A 17,661-nucleotide genomic window follows, 5' to 3' on the forward strand; every position below is an offset into this window, starting at 1 on the left:
CGGAACGGCGCGTCGTCATCAAACGACTTGGAGCTTTCAGTATGACCAGTAGTTCATCTGCTCCCGAATTACGCGCCTCGGGAACTCCCTTTCGCACCCTGGTTCTCGCGGTCTGCGCGACGCTGCTGCTGATCGGTGGTGTGGTGTCGGCGGCCAATCTCTATGTCGCGGCGAGCTTCAAGCAGAGCGGCAAGAGCTCCGAGACGATGATGTCGTCGATGCGCTTCCACATGACAGCTGACATGTATCACGACAGTATGCGCGGCATCGTATTCCGCGCGCTCTACGCCGGAGTGAACGGCGACGCCGCCATGGCCGCTGATGCGCTCAAGGAGGTCGATGAGTATGGCGGTGCGTTCCGCGATGCTATCGCCGGACAGGATGCGCTGGTGCTCGAGCCTGCGGTGCGTCAGGCTTTGGATGCGGTCACGCAGCCGCTGGACGCCTATATCGCGTCGGCGCAGGAGTTGGTCACCAAGGTGACCAAGGGCGATGTTGCCGGAGCCCAGGCGGGGCTGGCCGATTTCGAGGCCGCTTTCTCGGTGCTTGAAGGGCAGATGTCTTCGGTGTCCGATGCCATTCAGGCCGCAGACGTTGCGCAGCATGGTGCCGCCGATGGCAACGCGGTGCTTTCAGACGTCGTGAGCTGGGGTGGATTTGCGCTTCTCGCGCTGCTTGCCGGGGCCATGGTGGTGTTCGGGGACAGGCTCGCGACCAAGCCGGTTACGGCGCTGACCGATGGCTTCAAGAAGCTGTCGGAGGGCGATCTTGAGGTCAAGGTCAATCGCAAGCAGGCGCTGCGCGAACTTGGGCAGCTGGCTGAGGTTCTCGACGTTTTCCGTGAAGCGCTCAAGGCGCGGGCCAGCCTTGCCCATGAGGCAGAGGCGGGGGCCGAGCACAACCTGAAGCGGGCCAATGCGGCTGCAGGGCTCAATCAGGAAATCGCACAGGCGGTCGATGCTGCGCTTGCGGGAGACTTCTCACGCCGGGTCTCTGATAAGTTCTCTGACCCCGAACTGGTGGCGTTGGCCAACAGCGTCAACAATCTGATGGCAACCGTGGACCGCAGCATCAATGAAACCGGTGAAGCCCTGGCGGCGCTGGCGCGCGCCGATCTGACGCACCGGATGGCGGGCGACTACCAAGGGGCGCTGGGCAGGCTGAAAGACGACACCAACGCAGTTGGCGACAAGCTCACCGAAGTGGTGACGAGCCTGCGCGGCACGTCACGGTCGCTGAAGACGGCGACCGGGGAGATCCTGTCGGGCGCCAATGACCTGAGTGAACGGACCACCAAGCAGGCCGCGACGATCGAGGAAACCTCGGCGACCATGGAGCAACTGGCGGCGACAGTGATCGAGAACGCCAAGCGGGCCGAAGAGGCCAGCACCAATGCCGCACAGGTCTCACAGACGGCCGAAGAGGGTGGCGATGTGATGCAGCAGGCGACCCAGGCGATGGAGCGGATTACCCAGTCATCGGGCAAGATTTCGAACATCATCGGGCTGATCGACGACATCGCCTTCCAGACCAACCTGCTCGCGCTGAACGCTTCGGTGGAAGCGGCGCGGGCCGGGGATGCAGGCAAGGGCTTTGCCGTGGTGGCGGTAGAAGTGCGGCGCCTGGCGCAATCGGCAGCGAGCGCTTCGAGTGAAGTGAAGGCCCTGATCGAGCAGAGCGGGGTCGAGGTGGCGGGCGGTTCGCGACTGGTCGCATCGGCGGCGAGCAAGCTGGGCGCCATGCTCGAGGGTGCACGCACCAACCTGCAACTGCTCAAGAGCATTGCCAGCGAGAGCCGTTCGCAGGCGTCCTCGATCGAGGAGGTCAATGTTGCGGTGCGGCAGATGGACGAGATGACCCAGCACAACGCAGCGCTGGTCGAACAGACCAATGCGGCGATCGAGCAGACCGAGGCGCAGGCGAACGAACTCGATCGGGTCGTGGCGACGTTTACCGTCGCGGAGCGGCCGGTGGCGCGTACACCCGCGGCGAGCGCGCCACGCGTCAAGAGCGCCGCCAGAGCCTATCTGAGCAGCGGCAATGCAGCGGTAAGCACGGACTGGAACGAGTTCTAGATTGAGTACCGCAGACGGCCGATCAGCAAACGCCACCGGATCGGCGAATAGCCTATGGCCCGCCATTGCTGTGGCGCTGTTCGGCATGGGGATTGCGGCCTATGCGTTCTACGCTCCGCCACCTCGCGGTGAGATGGCCGTCGTCTTTGCACCGGGCACCAGCGCCAAGACTGCCTATCTCGCTATTCTTGCGGCGGGCGGACGATTTGTTGCTCCAACCCGTCTCGACAATATCGCTGTGGCCTATGCCGAAGACGAGAGATTTGGCGACCGCATACGAAGTCTTGGCGGTCTATTTACCCTTGCAGCGCATGGTCTTTGCGAGCCTGCCAACCCGACTGAAAGTCATACCTGATGAATATCCAATCGCTTCGCATCCAGTCGACAAATGCCATTGGCCTGGTTGGGGTGGTACTGGGCATATTGGCCGTGGGGGCCGAGTGGCTGGTCCAGGGATCACTCGGGCTGGCTTCAGTGGCGGGGCTTGGCAGCGCTGCGGCGCTGGTGGTGACTTATCTCCTCGCCCGCAACTCACAGAGTTTTCGCTATGTCGCCGTTACCGTGCTGATGGGTGAGGTGATGGCGCTGCTTGTGGCCCTGCGCGGTAACCCGCTGCAAGTTGATGTCCATATGATGTTCTTTGCGGCGCTGGCCTTGTGCGCGCTGATGTACGACGTGCGCGCTATCCTTCTTGGTACCGTACTGGTGGCTGTGCATCATCTCGGCCTTGGCCTGATGATGGAAGACCTGGTGTTTTACGGCGGCGGCAGCCTCGTACGCGTCATCATGCACGCGGTTATCCTGCTTGGCGAAGCGGCCGCGCTAATCTGGCTGACCGTGACGACGCAGAAGCTGATGATGACCGTGGACAGTGAATCCAAGGTTGCTCACGATATGGCCGCACAAGTCAGCGCACAATCGAAGGCTGCCGAGCTGGAACGTTCCGAGCGCAATGCGACCCATGCCGAGATGATGTCGCGGCTGCAGCACTCGTTCGGCGAGGTGGTCGATGCGGCGATTGCCGGCGATTTCAGCAAGCGGGTCGACACGAGCTTTGCCGACAAGGAACTCAATGCGCTCGCAACAAGCGTCAATACGCTCGTAGGGACTGTCGATCAGGGCCTCACGGAGACCGGAGCCGTGTTGTCAGCGCTGGCCGACGCTGACCTGACCAAGCGGATGAGCGGCGCCTACCGGGGGGCCTTTGCCGCTCTCAAGGCCAATACCAATGCGGTCGGCGACAAGCTGACCGAGGTGGTGGTGCGGCTGCGCAATACGTCGCGCTCGTTGAAGACGGCGACCAGCGAGATTCTCTCGGGCACCAACGATCTCAGCGAGCGCACGACCAAGCAGGCGGCGACTATCGAGGAAACCTCGGCGGCCGTTGAGCAGCTTGCGGCCATTGTTACGGAGAACGCCAACAAGGCGCAGGATGCTACGGTGAAGGCGGCCGGTGTCACCCGGACCGCCGAAGAGGGTGGTGAAGTGATGGCGAAGGCCAATGCCGCCATGCAAAGCATCACACAGTCCTCGGCCAAGATCTCCAATATTATCGGCATGATCGACGATATCGCATTCCAGACCAACCTGCTGGCGCTCAACGCTTCGGTTGAAGCGGCTCGCGCCGGTGAGGCTGGGGCCGGATTTGCTGTGGTGGCGGTTGAGGTCAGGCGTCTGGCGCAGAGTTCGGCCCAGGCGTCCTCGGAGATCAAGGCGTTGATCCAGCAAAGCGCTTCTGAAGTGAGCAACGGCTCCAAGCTGGTGGCTGAAGCATCCGAGAAGCTCTCCAGCATGCTGGGCATGGTCAAGGAGAGCAGTGCGTCGCTGAGCAGCATTGCAGCTGCGAGCCGGCAGCAAGCGTCCTCGATCCACGAGGTCAACACGGCCGTGCGGCAGCTCGATGAGATGACGCAGCACAATGCGGCGCTGGTAGAGCAAACCAATGCTGTTATCGAGCAGACTGAGGGCCAGGCAAGTGAGCTGGACCGGGTTGTCGCCGTTTTCACTGTCGATGCACGGCAGGGCGGACAGGAGAAGATCGCTGCCTGAGCGCGTTGGCCGAAGTCGCACCGGCGTCTCCCCGGACAAAACTGCCGCCTGTTTAATGCTGGCTTAAGTGCGGGATATTACCTTGCTTGGGAACTGAGCGGCGTGCGGGCCGCTGGTGCTGAAGACAAGGAAAATTGATGATGCCGAGTGCTCTCACCATTGCCAAAAAGCTGCCGCTGGCGCTGTTCGTGTCCGCGTTGCTGGTCGGTGCGGGGGTGGGAACTGCGAGTTATCTGATTGGCTCCAATGCGCTTGAGACGCAGGCGCGGCAGAACCTTACGACGCTGGCATTCGAGCGGGCCAACCAGCTGGGGCTCTATATCCGCTCGGTGCAGCATGATCTGGTGGCGACCGGCAATTCGGCGCTGACGGTGCAGGCATTGCGCGACTTTGCCGGCGCCTGGCTGCAGATCAAGGAGCCGGACCCGGCGGCGGCGCTGAAGCAGATCTATGTCACCAACAATCCCAATGCGGCCGACAAACGGCTATTGCTCGACACGGCTGAGACGACGCTGACCTATGCGACGCCGCATGCGACAGTGCAGCCGCAATACCGCCAGCAGATCGTCGCCACGGGATATGGCGACATCTATCTGTTCGATACCAAGGGTATGCTGGTCTATTCGGCGGCGAAGCAGGATGACTTTGCGACGAGCTTTGCCGACGGACCCTATGCCAAGACGGCGCTTGGGCAGGCGGTGACCGCGGCGCTGGCGATCGAGAACAACGATGACACGGTGTTCGCGGATTTCTCCGCTTACCCCGCGAGCGCCTTGGGGCCGGTGGCGTTTTTTGCAAAGCCGGTGTTCAACGCGACGGGACGGAAGATCGGGGCGCTGGCGTTTGAATTGCCGGCGAGCCGGTTGGCGCCGGTGATTGACAACCGCACCGGGCTCGGTGCCTCGGGCGAGACGGTGATTGTCGGGGCCGACGGGGTGGTACGCTCGGATTCGAGCTTTACCGAAGGCAATGATGTGCTTGCGTCGAACCTCGACAGTCCGGTGGTACAGGCTGCAGTGGGGGGCACCGCAGCCGAGGGCAGCATCGATTATCGCGGCGGGCAGTCGCTGATTGCGGCGGCACCGGTGGCTGCGCCAGGGGTGCAATGGGCGCTTGCGACGGTGATGAGCCAGGACGAGGTGTTTGCGCCGGTCGTGACCATGCGCAACATGATGATGATCATTGCCGGGGTGCTGCTGGCAGCAGTGGCGGCGGCAGGTTTTGTGTTCGCGCGGACCATCACCAAACCGATCACCCGGCTGACCCAGACGATGGAGCAACTGTCGCAGGGTAACCTCGATGCCGAGGTGGTCGGGACGGCGCGGCGCGACGAGCTGGGTGCCATGGCCAAGGCCGTGGAAGTGTTCAAGGACAATGCGCTCAAGGTCAACGAGATGACCGATGGCGAACGGGCGGCTTCGGAGCAGCGGCGGACGGATCGTCAGCGAATGATGCACCAGCTGCAGCGGGCGTTCGGTGAAGTGGTGGATGCGGCGATTGCCGGCGACTTTTCGCGGCGCGTTGAGGCGAGCTTTGCCGACCGCGAGCTGAACACCCTGGCAGCAAGCGTCAATACGCTTGTCGAAACTGTGGATCGCGGCATGGGCGAGACCAGCCAGGTGCTGGCGGCGCTCGCGCATACCGACCTGACGCAGCGTGTCGAGGGCAGCTATGACGGGCTGTTCAAGCGGCTGAAGGACGATACCAACGCGGTCGCTGAAAAGCTCTCGGGGATCGTGGGGCAGTTGCGGCAGACCTCGCGGGCGCTGAAGACGGCGACCGGGGAGATTCTCTCGGGCGCCAACGACCTGAGCGAGCGGACGACGCGGCAGGCGGCGACGATCGAAGAGACATCGGCGGCGATGGAGCACCTGGCTTCGACTGTGCTGGCTAACGCCGGCAACGCGCAGGATGCCAGCAAGGCGGCGGGCAACGTGACGCGGACGGCGGAAGAGGGCGGAAAGGTGATGCACCAGGCCAATGAGGCCATGGAGCGGATCACCAACTCATCGAGCAAGATCTCGAACATCATCGGGCTGATCGACGACATCGCCTTCCAGACTAACCTCTTGGCGCTGAATGCGTCGGTGGAAGCGGCGCGGGCGGGCGAGGCGGGCAAGGGCTTTGCGGTGGTCGCGATCGAAGTGCGGCGGCTGGCGCAGAGCGCGGCGCAGGCCTCTGCCGAGATCAAGGGGCTGATCGAGGCTTCGGGCAGCGAGGTGAAATCCGGTTCACGGCTGGTGGCGGAAGCCGCCGACAAGCTGGTCGACATGCTCGGTGCGGCCCGGCTGTCGAACGAACTGATGGAAAAGATCGCGCGGGAGAGCCGAGATCAGGCGAGCGCCATTGAGCAGCTCAGCTCGGCGGTGCGGCAGATGGATGAGATGACGCAGCACAATGCTGCGCTGGTGGAAGAGACCAATGCGGCGATAGAGCAGACTGAGGCGCAGGCGGTGGAGCTCGACAGCATTGTCGACGTGTTCCGCCTCGCGGATGGCGCCAAGCAGGAGCGCCGGGCCGCCTGATGCGCCCTCAGGCGAGCGCTGCGGCTACCAATGCCTTGGCGTGGAGATCCGTGGTGTCGTAAGTGGGGAGCGGGCTGACCGAGTCGTCGATCAGCATGTTGATCTCGGTGCAGCCGAGGATCACCGCCTCGGCGCCGCGCGCCTGCAGGCGACCGATGGCCTCGACGTAGATCTGCCGTGATGGCTCGCGGACGATGCCGAGGCAGAGCTCTTCGTAGATGATGCCGTTGAGGTTGGTGATCCCGACATCGGGCACCAACACATCAAGCCCCTGAGCCTCCAGCACATCGATATAGAAGCGCTTTTCCATGGTGAAGCGCGTGCCGAGGAGGCCGACCTTGCCGATGCCGTCGGCGAGCAGGGCTTCGGCGGTCGGCGCGGCGATGTGGACAAAGGGGACGGTCAGGGCGGCGACGATCTGCGGGGCGCAGATGTGCATGGTGTTGGTGGCGAGGCCGACGACACCGCAGCCCTGGGCCTCAAGGCTTCGCGCGATGGAAGCCAGGACCTCGCCCGCACCTTCCCAATTGCCGGCGCGTTGCATGGCCTCAATGGGCGCAAAATCCACCGAATGGACAATGACCGCGGCGGAGTGAAGGCCGCCGCGCAGGCGGGCGGTCTCGCGGTTGAGCACGGCGTAGTAGTGAGCGGTGGATTCCCAGCTCATGCCGCCGATGAGGCCGATGGTTTTCATGGTCTAGTCATGGCGCAGGTGGGCGTTTGACTCAAGGCGGCCAGTGGCCCCCTCCACCAGCTTCGCTGGTCCCCCTCCCCCGCCGCGCGGGGGAGGATCAGCTGTGGCTCAGCCCGTGATCTTGGCCGGGATATCCTTGAATGCCTTGACGATCTCGAGATAGGCGTCGCGTTTGAAGGGGACGATGAGGTCGGGGAGGTTTTCGAGCTTTTCCCAGCGCCAGCGGTCGAACTCGGCGGGGTGCTTGCCGCCGCCGGGGCTGGTGACGTTGATCTCGCTGTCGGCGCCGGTGAAGCGAAAGGCGAACCAGCGCTGGCGCTGGCCGCGATACTTGCCCTTGAGCGCGATGCCGAGCGCCTCGTCGGGCAGATCGTAGTGGATCCAGTCGGGGGCCTCGCCGATCAGCTCCACCGAGCGGATGGATGTTTCCTCGAAGAGCTCGCGGTAGGCGGTGTCGATCGGGGCTTCGCCCTTATCGATGCCGCCCTGCGGCATTTGCCAGGGGGCGTTGGTCTCGGAGGTGTCTTCCGGGTCGTCCTCTGGTTTGCGGCGGCCGATCAGCACCAGACCCTCGGCATTGAACACGGCGGTGCCGACGCAATCGCGGTAGGGCATTTTCTCACGGACAGGCTTCACGAGGCTTCCTTCATCAGGGCGCTGGCAGGCACCAGTTCGACGCCTTCGGCATCGGGGCTGCTGGCCCATTCGGCGATTGTATCGATGGAGACCGGCAGGGCGGAGATGATGCCGATGGCCGAGCCGTTGCTGCGGGCGGTGTCCATGAGCTTTTTGAGCTGGGTGAGGATAGCACCGCGGGACGGGTTGGCGTCGAGGGTCTGGTCGACTTTGCCGAACGGGACGCGGTTGGCGTCGGCCAGTTGCGGGGCCAGGGAGCGGTTGGAGGAGCCATCATCGACATAGCCGAGGCCACGAGACCCCAACTCTTCCATCATCGGGCCGAAATCGGCGCCCGATGAGGTGAAACGGGCACCCATGTTGTTGATCAGCCCAGCATAGCCTTCGAAACGGCTCATGACGTGGAACAGCTTGTTGAGATTGTCGCGCGGGGCCTGGCCGGTGAGGAGGGTATCGGGGCCAGGGTCATTGTCAGGATAGTCGAAGGGTTCGAGCGGCACTTCGAGGAAGATCTCGTGGCCGCCGTCACGGGCCGCCGCCACGGTGCGGACAAGGGTCTTGCCATAGGGGGCAAAGGCGAGGGTGACGGCATCGGGCAGCTTGGTGATGGCGTTCAGCGTACCATCCTGGTTGATCCCGAGGCCGGAAACGATGATGGCGATGCGGGGCTTGCCCGTATCGGCGGCTGCGTCATCAAGCGGGCGAGAATAGGTAGCGAACGGGGTTTCGCCCGAGGCCGAGATTTTCGGAATCGGGCCGACTGCGGTGGTTTCGACGAGATCGGGGTTGATGCTGGCGAGCCCGGCGCCAGCGGGTTCATCGGCAGCGGGCGACGCGTCAGGGACGGGGGTGCTCTCGGGATCGGCCGTGATGGTCGCGAGGTCCCCGCCGGATACGGCACCAGCAACGGAGTTGGCGGGTTTGGCGTTGGAGATTTCAACCGAGGCAACGGGGCGGCCGCCGTCAGGATCATGAACCAGAAGGACGCGTGCGACGATACCCAAGGCGATCACCACGATCACGCCAGCGGCGGCGCGGGCAATGGGGAAGCGCCACGCGATGCGGCGCGCGGCTGCGACGGCCTGTTGCCGCTTCTGCCGACGGCTGAGCGGGGCGCTCAGCTCACTGCTCACCTCACTCATGACACTGCACCTGCATTGGGACGGAGGCCCCTGAGAGTCATACGGGGCAGCGAATCAGCTGCCCCGCCTCAAATCGAGTGTGTGTCCGCCAATGGGTAACGAAGCGTTAACCGGCGTTGGCGGTGTCGGTCTTGGGCGGGTAGGCGGCGTTGGTTTCGACGCCGTTGATCAGCTTGATGGCGTACTGGAGCTGGTTGTCCTTCTCCTTGTCCGCCGGAACGTAAACCGATGAGCCCACGGTTGCCTGCTGTTCAGTGCCGCCACCGATCTGGCCCGGCAGCGCGACTTCGCCAAGGATTTCGTCCTTGCCCTTGAACTCTGCGGGCACATCTTCGGTGATCAGGATATCGGGCTGAATGCCGGCGGCCTGGATCGAGCGATTGTTCGGGGTGTAATAGCGGGCAGTGGTGAGGCGCATGGCGCCATCAGCGCCGAGCGGGATGATCGACTGGACTGAGCCCTTGCCGAACGAGCGCGTGCCGATGACGGTGGCACGGCGATGATCCTGCAGAGCGCCGGCAACGATTTCGGCCGCAGAAGCGGAGCCGCCATTGATCAGAACCACCAGCGGCACATCGGCAATCTTGGCATCGAGTTCGTCGGGCTTGGCATCATAACGCGAGCTTTCGCTATCGACACGGCCACGGGTCAGAACCACGGCCCCCTGCTTTAGGAAGGCGTCGGAGACGAACACGGCCTGATCGACCAGCCCGCCGGGATTGTTGCGCAGATCGAGGATGATGCCCTTGGGGGCCTTGCCATCGAGCTGCTTGAAGGCGTCGTCGATCGATTTCTGGATGCCGACAAAGGCCTGTTCCGAGAAGCGGGCGAGACGGATGACGGCGATATCGCCTTCCATGGTGAGGCGGGCGGCACGGGTGGCGATGACGTCGCGCGTCAGCTCGAACTCGATCGGGTCGGTAACACCATCGCGGACGACCGTGACCTTTATCTTGGAGCCGATCGGACCGCGCATCTTGGCCACGGCATCATCGAGGGCCATGCCCTGGATATCGACGCCATCAAGCTTGATGATGAAATCGTTGGAGAGGATGCCGGCCTTGGCGGCGGGCGTGTCGTCGATGGGCGAGACCACCTTAATGACGCCGTCTTCCATCTGCACTTCGATGCCGAGGCCACCGAACTGGCCAGAGGTATCTTCCTGGACGTCGGCGTAGTCGGTGGGCTCCATATAGCTCGAATGCGGGTCGAGCGAGGTCAGCATTCCCTGGAGCGCGGCGTGGATGAGTTTCTTCTCGTCCGGGGCCTCGACATATTCGGCACGGATGCGGTCGAACACTTCGCCGAACAGCGTCAGGTCTGAATAGATCTCGTCCGTAGTGCGCGGCTTGCCCTTATCGGGCGCTGCGGCAGACGCCGCCGGATCAGCGGCCGGTGCCGGCTCGGTGGCGGGCGCCGGTTCTGTCGCGGGAGCTGCGGGCTGTTGCTGAGCGATGATGGAGGGAACGAAGGCCAGCCCGAAAGCGAGCACGACGGCCGCAGAAGCGGCGAGGCGGAGGGGCGTCAGGCGCATCAAGTTCTATCCACTCTGGGTTGGGTTGGCCGACGCTGACCACCATCCGGTGGGGTCGACAGGCTCGTTATTCTTTCGCATCTCAATATAGAGCGTCGGCCGTGAGACACCAGCGCTGGTCGCGACCGTCCGGCCAATTGTCTGTGATCCCATGGAGCCCACCGGCTCACCCATCATCACGAACTGCCCGAGGTTGACGTCGACCTTGTCGAGACCGGCAAGGAGGATCGTGTAGTCCTGACCCGCATTGAGAATGACGATTTGGCCATAATTGAGGTAGTTACCGGCGAAAAGCACCCAGCCGTCGGCAGGTGCGACAACCTGCGCTTCGGCGCGGGTGACGATCGAGAGCCCACGCGAGATGCCGCCAAAGCCGTCACCTGCGCCATAGTCGACAACGGTGACCCCGCTTGAGGGCAGTTCGAGGTAACCCTTGGCCTGAGCGAAAGGTACCGCCGGTTCGGTGCGGCTCGAGTTGGCGAGCGCGAGCTTGATGGTCTGCTGGTCGAGTGCCGGGGCGTCGGCGCCGGAATTGGCCTTGGCAGTAGCATCGGCGGCGGTCGCCACTGCCGTAGCCCTGCGGGTCAACTCGTCGATCAGTTGCTTCAGCGACGAGGCCTTGTCGGCCAGCGCCTGGGCTTCCTCTTCCTCGGCGGCGAGGCTGGCGTTGGCGAGGCTTTCGGTTTGCTTGCGGGCTGCGATCAGGGTGCCGATGCGCAACTGCTCTTCTTCAAGGATCTGGAGGTTGGCTTCGAGCTTATCCTGCTGGGCCAGGGCTTCGGCCTTGATTTCGCTGAGGTGCTGCAGATCGCCCATCACGGCGTCTGCCTTTTTCTGCAACTCGGGCAGGATGGCCGACATCAGGATGGCGGAGCGGGCGGAACCGAGCGCGTCTGAGGGGTTGACGATCAGCGCTGGGGGCGGATTGCGCGAGATGCGCTCGAGGGCGGCGAGGACGTTTGAAATGGTGGTGTCGGCGCCATCGAGCCGGCCACGCACTTCGAGTTCCTGGACGATCAGGTCGCCGAGCTTGTCTTCAAGGCCAGCGATATCGGTTTCGGCAAGCTTAACCCGCTCGGCGGCGGCGATCAGCGCGGCATTCTGCTTGGCGCGATCGCCCTTCATGTCCTCGATCTCGCGCTTCAGCGCGTCCGCCTTCTCCTTGGAGAGGGAAATCGAGGCTTCGACGTCGGCGAGAGCCTTTTGCGGGTCGTCAACTGCGGTAGGGGTGACCGGCGCTGTGGTTGCCGGGGTCAGGTCGACGGAGGGGCGTAGGTTCAGGTCGGTTGCGGGGTCGGCGGTAGAGGTGATCGCCTGGCCGAGCGCGAGCGAAATCGACAGCGCTATTGTCGCGCCGCTTGCAAGCGTCCATCCCCACCAGCGTTTCTGCCGCGGCATCAAGCTCCCCGGAGCACCCGAATCATCGTTTTGACCATAGCAAAGGCTGGGCAGAAGGACCGCAGGGCTTTGTCTTTTGCGTGGCGGGGGTTTGGGCTTTCGCATGATGGCAAGGCAAGGGAAGAAAGGCCCCCTCACCCAGCGTCGCTAGGCGCTGGCGCGCCGAGCTTTGCTAGCCCTCTCCCCCAAGGGGCGAGGGGACCCTAGGGGCTCGAGCGTCAGACGGAGATCATTCCCGGTGGTACGGGTGGCCTGAGAGGATGGTGGTGGTGCGGTAGAGTTGTTCGGCCAGCATGATGCGGACGAGCTGATGCGGCCAGGTGAGGGGGGAGAAGCTGAGGGTGAGGTCGGCGGCTTTCGCGAAGGCGGGATCGAGGCCGTCGGCGCCGCCGATGACGAAGCTGACCGCAGGCCGGCCGTCATCGCGCCAGCGGGAGAGTTGGGTGGCGAAGGCGGCGGAGGGCATGGATTTGCCGTGCTCGTCGAGCGCCACGACAATGCCTTCGGGCAGGGCAGCGCGGAGGACGCGCGCTTCCTCGTCCTTGCGGGCGTCCGCTGAAGAGGCCCGCGATTCAGCGAATTCGAGGATGTCGAAGCCGGTGAGCGCCAGCGGCCTGCCGGAGGCTTTGGCGCGATCGAGGTAGCGCGCCACGAGCTCGCGCTCGGGGCCCTGCTTCATGCGGCCGATCGCAGCGATGGCAACGCGCATCGCGCTCTCCGGCTTATCCGATCAGTGCGCGTCGGCCGCGAAATCGACGGCCCACATCTTTTCGATGTTGTAGAACTCGCGCACTTCGGGCCGGAAGATATGGACGATGACGTCGCCGGCATCGACCAGCACCCAATCGGCGTGCGGCAGGCCTTCGATGCGCGGCTTCGAAAAGCCGTGCTCGCGCAGCACCTTGATCAGCTGATCGGCAATGGCGCTGACGTGACGGTTCGACCGGCCGGACGTCACCACCATATGGTCGGTGAGCGAGGACTTGCCGGTGATGTCGATGGCAACAGTCTGCTCAGCCTTGGCGTCTTCAAGGTTGGCGAGGACCACATCGATCATGGAGGGTTCCGGCACAGCGGCCGGTGCGGGTTCGGTCTTCTTTTTGGCTGCGGCCATCAGTAAATGGCCTCAGCCCATGCAAACGTAGCACGGGTCATGCGTGTTTCAGCTGTCCTTGGTTGATCGGTACAAATGCTCGCACAAGCGTAGCTATTGCCGTTGTCCCATCCTGAGTGACCAGGAATTATTACACCCCCAATATGACGCTTCGAGGCGATTTCTGCAAGATCAACGGCGGCGCTCAATTTGAGGGAGCTTTTCGAGCAGCCCGGATGGCGCTTGAAGACTGCTGAGACGTGATGCCGTGGAGGTACACCCAGGCCGGTGGATCGCGATCGGCGAGCGTTTCGGCATCGCGCTCGGGGATGCGATTGAGCTTCAGCGCGACGGCGGCCTTTGACGAGGTGGCGCGGAGGGTTGAGCCGGGCCGGGCGTAGACGGCTAGCGGCATGAGGTTGACGATATCCTGCCAGCGCTCCCAGCGGTCGAATTGCAACAGGTTGTCGGCGCCCATGATCCAGACGAAGCGGGTGCCGGGGCAGGAGGCCTTCAGCCACTCCAGCGTATCGATGGTGAAGTGGTAATTGTGCTGCGCTTCAAGCCCGGTGACGGCGATACGCGGGTGATCCATCAGGGCGCGTGTGGTGTTCACGCGGGTTTCGAGTGGGGCAAGTTCTGAGTGGCTTTTCAATGGGTTGCCGGGAGAGACTAGCAGCCAGACGGCGTCAAGCTGCAGGCGGGTGAGGCACTGCAGCGCCACCAGCCGGTGACCTTCATGGGCGGGATTGAAGCTGCCGCCGAACAGCCCGATGCGGAGGCCGGGGGCGTGGGGCGGGATATCGGTGATGGAGGTCATGGGGTCGGGGCCGGCCCCCTCCACCGCCTTCGGCGGTCCCCCTCCCCCGTTTTACGGGGGAGGATAAGGGGGCTGGGTGCATTGTCCATCAAGGCCGCGTCTGCCCGTCGCCGCGGACGAGGTATTTGAACGAGCAGAGCTGTTCGACCCCCACCGGACCACGAGCGTGGAATTTGCCGGTGGCAATGCCGATTTCGCCGCCGAAGCCGAACTCGCCGCCATCGGCGAACTGGGTCGAGGCGTTGTGGAGGAGGATGGCGCTGTCGATCTCGTTGAAGAAGCGGGTGACGGAGGCGGCGTCCTCGGTGATGATCGCCTCGGTGTGGTGGGACGAGTAGGTGCCGATATGGGCGATGGCCTCGCCGACATCGGCAACGACCTTCACCGAGATGATCGCGTCCTCGTATTCGGTGTGCCAGTCCTCCTCGGTCGCGGCGATGGCGTCAGGGATCAGGGACAGGACGGTGGCGTCGCCGCGGATCTCGCAGCCCTTGGCGATCAGGGCGGCGATGACCGGTTTCAGGTGCGTGGCGACGACGTCGCGGTGGACCAGCAGCGTCTCGGTAGCGCCGCAGACGCCGGTGCGGCGCATCTTGGCGTTGAGGGTGACGTCGATCGCCATCTGCAACTCGGCTGAGGCGTCGATATAGGTGTGGCAGATGCCTTCGAGGTGGGCAAAGACCGGGACGCGGGCTTCATCCTGGACGCGGGCGACGAGGGTCTTGCCGCCGCGCGGTACGATGACGTCGATGGTGCCATCAAGGCCGCGCAGCATTTCGCCAACGGCGGCGCGGTCGGTGGTGGGAACAATCTGGATGGCGTCGGCGGGAAGGCCTGCGGCGTTGAGGCCTTCGACGAGGCAGGCATGGATGGCGCGGGTCGAGTTGACGCTGTCCGAGCCGCCGCGAAGGATCACCGCATTACCGGATTTGAGCGTCAGGGCGCCGGCATCGGCGGTCACATTGGGGCGGCTTTCGAAGATGACGCCGATGACGCCCAATGGGGTGCGGACGCGCGAAATGGTCATGCCGTTGGGGCGGGTCCATTCGGCCATCACGGTGCCGACCGGATCGGGCAGGGCGGCGATAGTGCGCAGCCCTTCGATGATGCCGTCGATGCGCTTGTCGGTGAGTTGCAGGCGGTCGAGGAAGGCTTTCGAGATGCCCTTATGCTCGGCAGCGCGCATATCGAGGGCGTTGGCGGAGAGGATGTCGTCGCGGCGGGTGTCGACGGCGTCGGCAGCGGCGAGCAGGGCGGTCGTCTTGGCCTCGGGCGAGGCGAAGGCGAGGATGTTGGCGGCGGCGCGGGCGCGGCGCCCGATATCGGCCATGATGGCGGCGAGGTCGTTGCTCAGTGCTTGTACGGCGCTCATGAAACCTTCGCCTCCATCCCCATCAGCACCACCATGTTGTCACGATGCACTAGTTCGGAGCGCGTGCCGAGCCCCAGCAGTTCGGTGACCAAAGTGGAGTTCTTGCCCTTGACGATATCGGCTTCCTCGCGGCCGAGGCCAGCAAGTCCGCGGGCGATCTCGCGGCCATCGGGGTCAAGGATAGCGACGGCGTCGCCGCGCTCGAATTCGCCCGAAATACGGGTAACGCCGATCGGCAACAGGCTCTTGCCCGAGAGCAGGGCACGGGCGGCGCCGGCATCGACGTGAAGGTTGCCGGACAGCTCCAGCGTGCCCATGATCCAGCGCTTGCGCGCCTGGGCCCGGCTTTCGGCAGGAGCGAAGAGAGTGTGACGTGCACCTTCGGTCAGGGCGCGCAGGGGATGGGTCTCGGTGCCCTTGGCGATGATCAGGGCGGTGCCGGCCTGGGTGGCGATCTTGCCGGCCTCGACCTTGGTGGTCATGCCGCCGCGGCTCAGATGGCTCGCGGCGCCACCGGCCATGGCCTCGATCTCGGGGGTGATGGCGGCGACGTGCGGCAGGTGGCGGGCATCGGGGTCGCGCGCCGGCGGGGCGGTGTAGAGCCCGTCGACATCGGAGAGGAGGATCAGGCAATCGGCCTCGATCATGGTGGCGACGCGGGCCGAGAGGCGGTCATTGTCGCCATAGCGAATCTCGGTGGTGGCGACGGAGTCGTTCTCGTTGATGATCGGGATGGCGCCGAGCCCCAGCAGCGTCGAGATGGTAGTGCGGGCGTTGAGGAAGTAGCGGCGTTCCTCGGTGATGTTGGGGGTCAAAAGAATCTGGCCGGTGACGATGCCATGCTCGGCGAGCGATTCCGCCCAGGCCTGGCTGAGGGCGATCTGCCCGGCGCTGGCTGCGGCCTGGCTCTGGTCGAGCGGCAGAGTCCTCGCATCGAGATTGAGCAGCCGCCGTCCGAGCGCAATGGCGCCCGAGGAGACGATCACCAGGGAGCACCCCTGGGCCTTCAGCGCCGCAAGGTCAGCGGCGAGCGAGCGCAGCCATTCGGCGCGGAGCTTGCCGGTCTTGCCGTCGACAAGGAGGGCGGAGCCGATCTTGATGGTCAGGCGCCGATAGGGCGCGAGGGCATTCACTTGAGAGAACTTTCGGGGGACGACCCCTCACCGTGCGCGTGAAAGAAAGGCCCCCTCACCCGGCCTTCGGCCGACCTCTCCCCCGAAGGGAGAGGTTGGGAGGGGACACATCTGCCGGTGTTCTGGACGCGTTGCTGCATCAGGGCACCCAGTGGGGCTCGAGTTTGCGGCGCTCGGCTTCGGCGATGGCGGCCTTTTCGGCATCCATGTAGGCCAGCACCTTGTAGAGCACCTGATCGACGTTTTGCCCGGTGACGCCTGATGTGGTCAACACCTCGGCCTTGCTGATCTTTTTCAGCACCTTGACCTTTTCCTTGAGGTCGGCGGGATCGATGGCGTCGATCTTGTTGAGCACCAGGATTTCCGGCTTTTCGACAAGGCCGTCGTCATAGGCGGCGAGCTCGCCGCGGATGGTCTTGTAGGCGAGCTTGATGTCGTCCTGGGTACCATCGATCAGGTGGATCAGCACGGCGCAGCGCTCGACGTGGCCGAGGAAACGGTCGCCGATGCCGGCGCCTTCGCTGGCGCCTTCGATGAGGCCCGGAATATCGGCCAGCACAAAGTCCCGCTCACCAATCGAGACGACGCCCAGATTGGGGTGGAGCGTGGTGAAGGGGTAAGCGGCGATCTTGGGTTTGGCGGCGGAGACGGCGGCGAGGAAGGTCGATTTGCCGGCATTGGGGAGGCCCACCAGCCCGGCATCAGCGATGAGCTTGAGCCGCAGCCAGATCCACTTTTCCGTTCCTTCGAGGCCCGGGTTGGCGCGACGCGGCGCCTGGTTGGACGAAGTGCGGAAATGGGCATTGCCGAAGCCGCCATTGCCACCCGAGAGCAGCACGATCTCCTGGCCGACTTCAGTAAAGTCAGCGATCAGGGTCTCGTTGTCTTCTTCGAACACCTGGGTGCCGACGGGGACCTTGAGGATGACGTCGTCGCCCTTGGCGCCGTGGCGGTCCTTGCCCATACCGTGGGTGCCGGTGGCCGCCTTGTGGTGCTGCTGGTAGCGGTAGTCGATCAGCGTGTTCAGCCCATCGACGCAGCGGATGATGACATCGCCGCCGCGCCCGCCATTGCCGCCATTGGGACCGCCGAACTCGACGAATTTTTCGCGCAGGAACGACACCGAACCGGCGCCGCCGTTGCCGGAGCGGACGAAGACTTTCGCCTGATCAAGAAATTTCATCGCATTG

The 17,661-nt window shown here is 64.2% G+C and carries 15 protein-coding genes; 4 read left to right on the forward strand and 11 right to left on the reverse strand.

What is annotated here, in order from left to right; translation table 11 throughout:
• The first annotated feature begins 41 nt into the window (after positions 1 to 41).
• The 4 genes from ACO06J_RS17995 to ACO06J_RS18010 all read left to right on the forward strand — a co-directional run bounded on the left by ACO06J_RS17995 (position 42) and on the right by ACO06J_RS18010 (position 6,649).
• On the forward strand, positions 42 to 2,075 hold the full coding sequence (locus tag ACO06J_RS17995) for a methyl-accepting chemotaxis protein (protein WP_421762089.1): 2,034 nt from the start codon (positions 42 to 44) through the stop codon (positions 2,073 to 2,075).
• A 1-nt stretch (position 2,076) separates the two neighbouring features.
• Positions 2,077 to 2,430: a hypothetical protein gene (locus tag ACO06J_RS18000; protein ID WP_421762090.1), complete on the forward strand. Its 354-nt coding sequence runs from the start codon at positions 2,077 to 2,079 to the stop codon at positions 2,428 to 2,430.
• Positions 2,430 to 4,124, forward strand: coding sequence for a methyl-accepting chemotaxis protein (locus tag ACO06J_RS18005; protein ID WP_421762091.1), 1,695 nt, complete (start codon positions 2,430 to 2,432; stop codon positions 4,122 to 4,124). The genes ACO06J_RS18000 and ACO06J_RS18005 overlap by 1 nt, the downstream gene beginning before the upstream one ends.
• A 137-nt stretch (positions 4,125 to 4,261) precedes the next feature.
• Entirely contained in the window at positions 4,262 to 6,649 is a 2,388-nt protein-coding gene (locus tag ACO06J_RS18010) for a methyl-accepting chemotaxis protein (RefSeq protein ID WP_421762092.1), read from the forward strand.
• Between the two features lie 7 nt (positions 6,650 to 6,656).
• Here ACO06J_RS18010 and ACO06J_RS18015 read toward each other — a convergent pair whose 3' ends face one another.
• From ACO06J_RS18015 to obgE, 11 genes are all read right to left on the reverse strand, one after another.
• Positions 6,657 to 7,343 (reverse strand): aspartate/glutamate racemase family protein, encoded by a 687-nt coding sequence (locus tag ACO06J_RS18015; protein WP_421762093.1) that lies wholly within the window; start codon positions 7,341 to 7,343, stop codon positions 6,657 to 6,659.
• Positions 7,344 to 7,451: 108 nt separating this feature from the next.
• Positions 7,452 to 7,958: an RNA pyrophosphohydrolase gene (locus ACO06J_RS18020; protein WP_421762542.1), complete on the reverse strand. Its 507-nt coding sequence runs from the start codon at positions 7,956 to 7,958 to the stop codon at positions 7,452 to 7,454.
• Positions 7,959 to 7,975: 17 nt separating this feature from the next.
• Positions 7,976 to 9,121, reverse strand: a complete 1,146-nt coding sequence (locus tag ACO06J_RS18025) for a divergent polysaccharide deacetylase family protein (RefSeq protein WP_421762094.1) — start codon at positions 9,119 to 9,121, stop codon at positions 7,976 to 7,978.
• 106 nt (positions 9,122 to 9,227) lie between these two features.
• Complete coding sequence (locus ACO06J_RS18030; protein WP_421762095.1) at positions 9,228 to 10,655, reverse strand: S41 family peptidase; 1,428 nt, start codon at positions 10,653 to 10,655, stop codon at positions 9,228 to 9,230.
• A gap of 6 nt (positions 10,656 to 10,661) precedes the next feature.
• Positions 10,662 to 12,053 (reverse strand): murein hydrolase activator EnvC family protein, encoded by a 1,392-nt coding sequence (locus ACO06J_RS18035; protein ID WP_421762096.1) that lies wholly within the window; start codon positions 12,051 to 12,053, stop codon positions 10,662 to 10,664.
• A gap of 229 nt (positions 12,054 to 12,282) precedes the next feature.
• On the reverse strand, positions 12,283 to 12,762 hold the full coding sequence (gene rlmH, locus ACO06J_RS18040) for a 23S rRNA (pseudouridine(1915)-N(3))-methyltransferase RlmH (RefSeq protein WP_421762097.1): 480 nt from the start codon (positions 12,760 to 12,762) through the stop codon (positions 12,283 to 12,285).
• A gap of 21 nt (positions 12,763 to 12,783) precedes the next feature.
• A complete protein-coding gene (gene rsfS / locus ACO06J_RS18045; protein ID WP_421762098.1) occupies positions 12,784 to 13,167 on the reverse strand; it encodes a ribosome silencing factor in 384 nt (127 codons plus the stop codon).
• Positions 13,168 to 13,351: 184 nt separating this feature from the next.
• Positions 13,352 to 13,966 carry a nicotinate-nucleotide adenylyltransferase gene (locus ACO06J_RS18050; protein WP_421762099.1) on the reverse strand — a complete coding sequence of 205 codons (615 nt, stop codon included), beginning with the start codon at positions 13,964 to 13,966 and terminating at the stop codon, positions 13,352 to 13,354.
• A gap of 88 nt (positions 13,967 to 14,054) precedes the next feature.
• On the reverse strand, positions 14,055 to 15,338 hold the full coding sequence (locus ACO06J_RS18055) for a glutamate-5-semialdehyde dehydrogenase (RefSeq protein ID WP_421762100.1): 1,284 nt from the start codon (positions 15,336 to 15,338) through the stop codon (positions 14,055 to 14,057).
• Complete coding sequence (proB, locus tag ACO06J_RS18060; protein WP_421762101.1) at positions 15,335 to 16,471, reverse strand: glutamate 5-kinase; 1,137 nt, start codon at positions 16,469 to 16,471, stop codon at positions 15,335 to 15,337. The genes ACO06J_RS18055 and proB overlap by 4 nt, the downstream gene beginning before the upstream one ends.
• A 139-nt stretch (positions 16,472 to 16,610) precedes the next feature.
• On the reverse strand, positions 16,611 to 17,654 hold the full coding sequence (obgE, locus tag ACO06J_RS18065) for a GTPase ObgE (RefSeq protein ID WP_421762102.1): 1,044 nt from the start codon (positions 17,652 to 17,654) through the stop codon (positions 16,611 to 16,613).
• Positions 17,655 to 17,661 lie beyond the last annotated feature (7 nt).

The organism is Devosia sp. (genome assembly GCF_965229025.1).
Taxonomy (GTDB): Bacteria; Pseudomonadota; Alphaproteobacteria; order Rhizobiales; family Devosiaceae; genus Devosia_A.

Excerpts from the sequence above, each read along its gene's own strand:
- ACO06J_RS18005 (WP_421762091.1), top strand. The coding sequence starts at position 2,430 with ATGAATATCCAATCGCTTCGCATCCAGTCGACAAATGCCATTGGCCTG.
- ACO06J_RS18015 (WP_421762093.1), bottom strand. The coding sequence starts at position 7,343 with ATGAAAACCATCGGCCTCATCGGCGGCATGAGCTGGGAATCCACCGCT.
- rsfS (WP_421762098.1), bottom strand. The coding sequence starts at position 13,167 with ATGGCCGCAGCCAAAAAGAAGACCGAACCCGCACCGGCCGCTGTGCCG.
- rlmH (WP_421762097.1), bottom strand. The coding sequence starts at position 12,762 with ATGCGCGTTGCCATCGCTGCGATCGGCCGCATGAAGCAGGGCCCCGAG.
- ACO06J_RS18020 (WP_421762542.1), bottom strand. The coding sequence starts at position 7,958 with ATGCCCTACCGCGATTGCGTCGGCACCGCCGTGTTCAATGCCGAGGGT.
- ACO06J_RS18050 (WP_421762099.1), bottom strand. The coding sequence starts at position 13,966 with ATGACCTCCATCACCGATATCCCGCCCCACGCCCCCGGCCTCCGCATC.
- obgE (WP_421762102.1), bottom strand. The coding sequence starts at position 17,654 with ATGAAATTTCTTGATCAGGCGAAAGTCTTCGTCCGCTCCGGCAACGGC.
- ACO06J_RS18025 (WP_421762094.1), bottom strand. The coding sequence starts at position 9,121 with ATGAGTGAGGTGAGCAGTGAGCTGAGCGCCCCGCTCAGCCGTCGGCAG.
- ACO06J_RS18035 (WP_421762096.1), bottom strand. The coding sequence starts at position 12,053 with ATGCCGCGGCAGAAACGCTGGTGGGGATGGACGCTTGCAAGCGGCGCG.
- ACO06J_RS18010 (WP_421762092.1), top strand. The coding sequence starts at position 4,262 with ATGATGCCGAGTGCTCTCACCATTGCCAAAAAGCTGCCGCTGGCGCTG.
- ACO06J_RS17995 (WP_421762089.1), top strand. The coding sequence starts at position 42 with ATGACCAGTAGTTCATCTGCTCCCGAATTACGCGCCTCGGGAACTCCC.
- ACO06J_RS18055 (WP_421762100.1), bottom strand. The coding sequence starts at position 15,338 with ATGAGCGCCGTACAAGCACTGAGCAACGACCTCGCCGCCATCATGGCC.
- ACO06J_RS18030 (WP_421762095.1), bottom strand. The coding sequence starts at position 10,655 with ATGCGCCTGACGCCCCTCCGCCTCGCCGCTTCTGCGGCCGTCGTGCTC.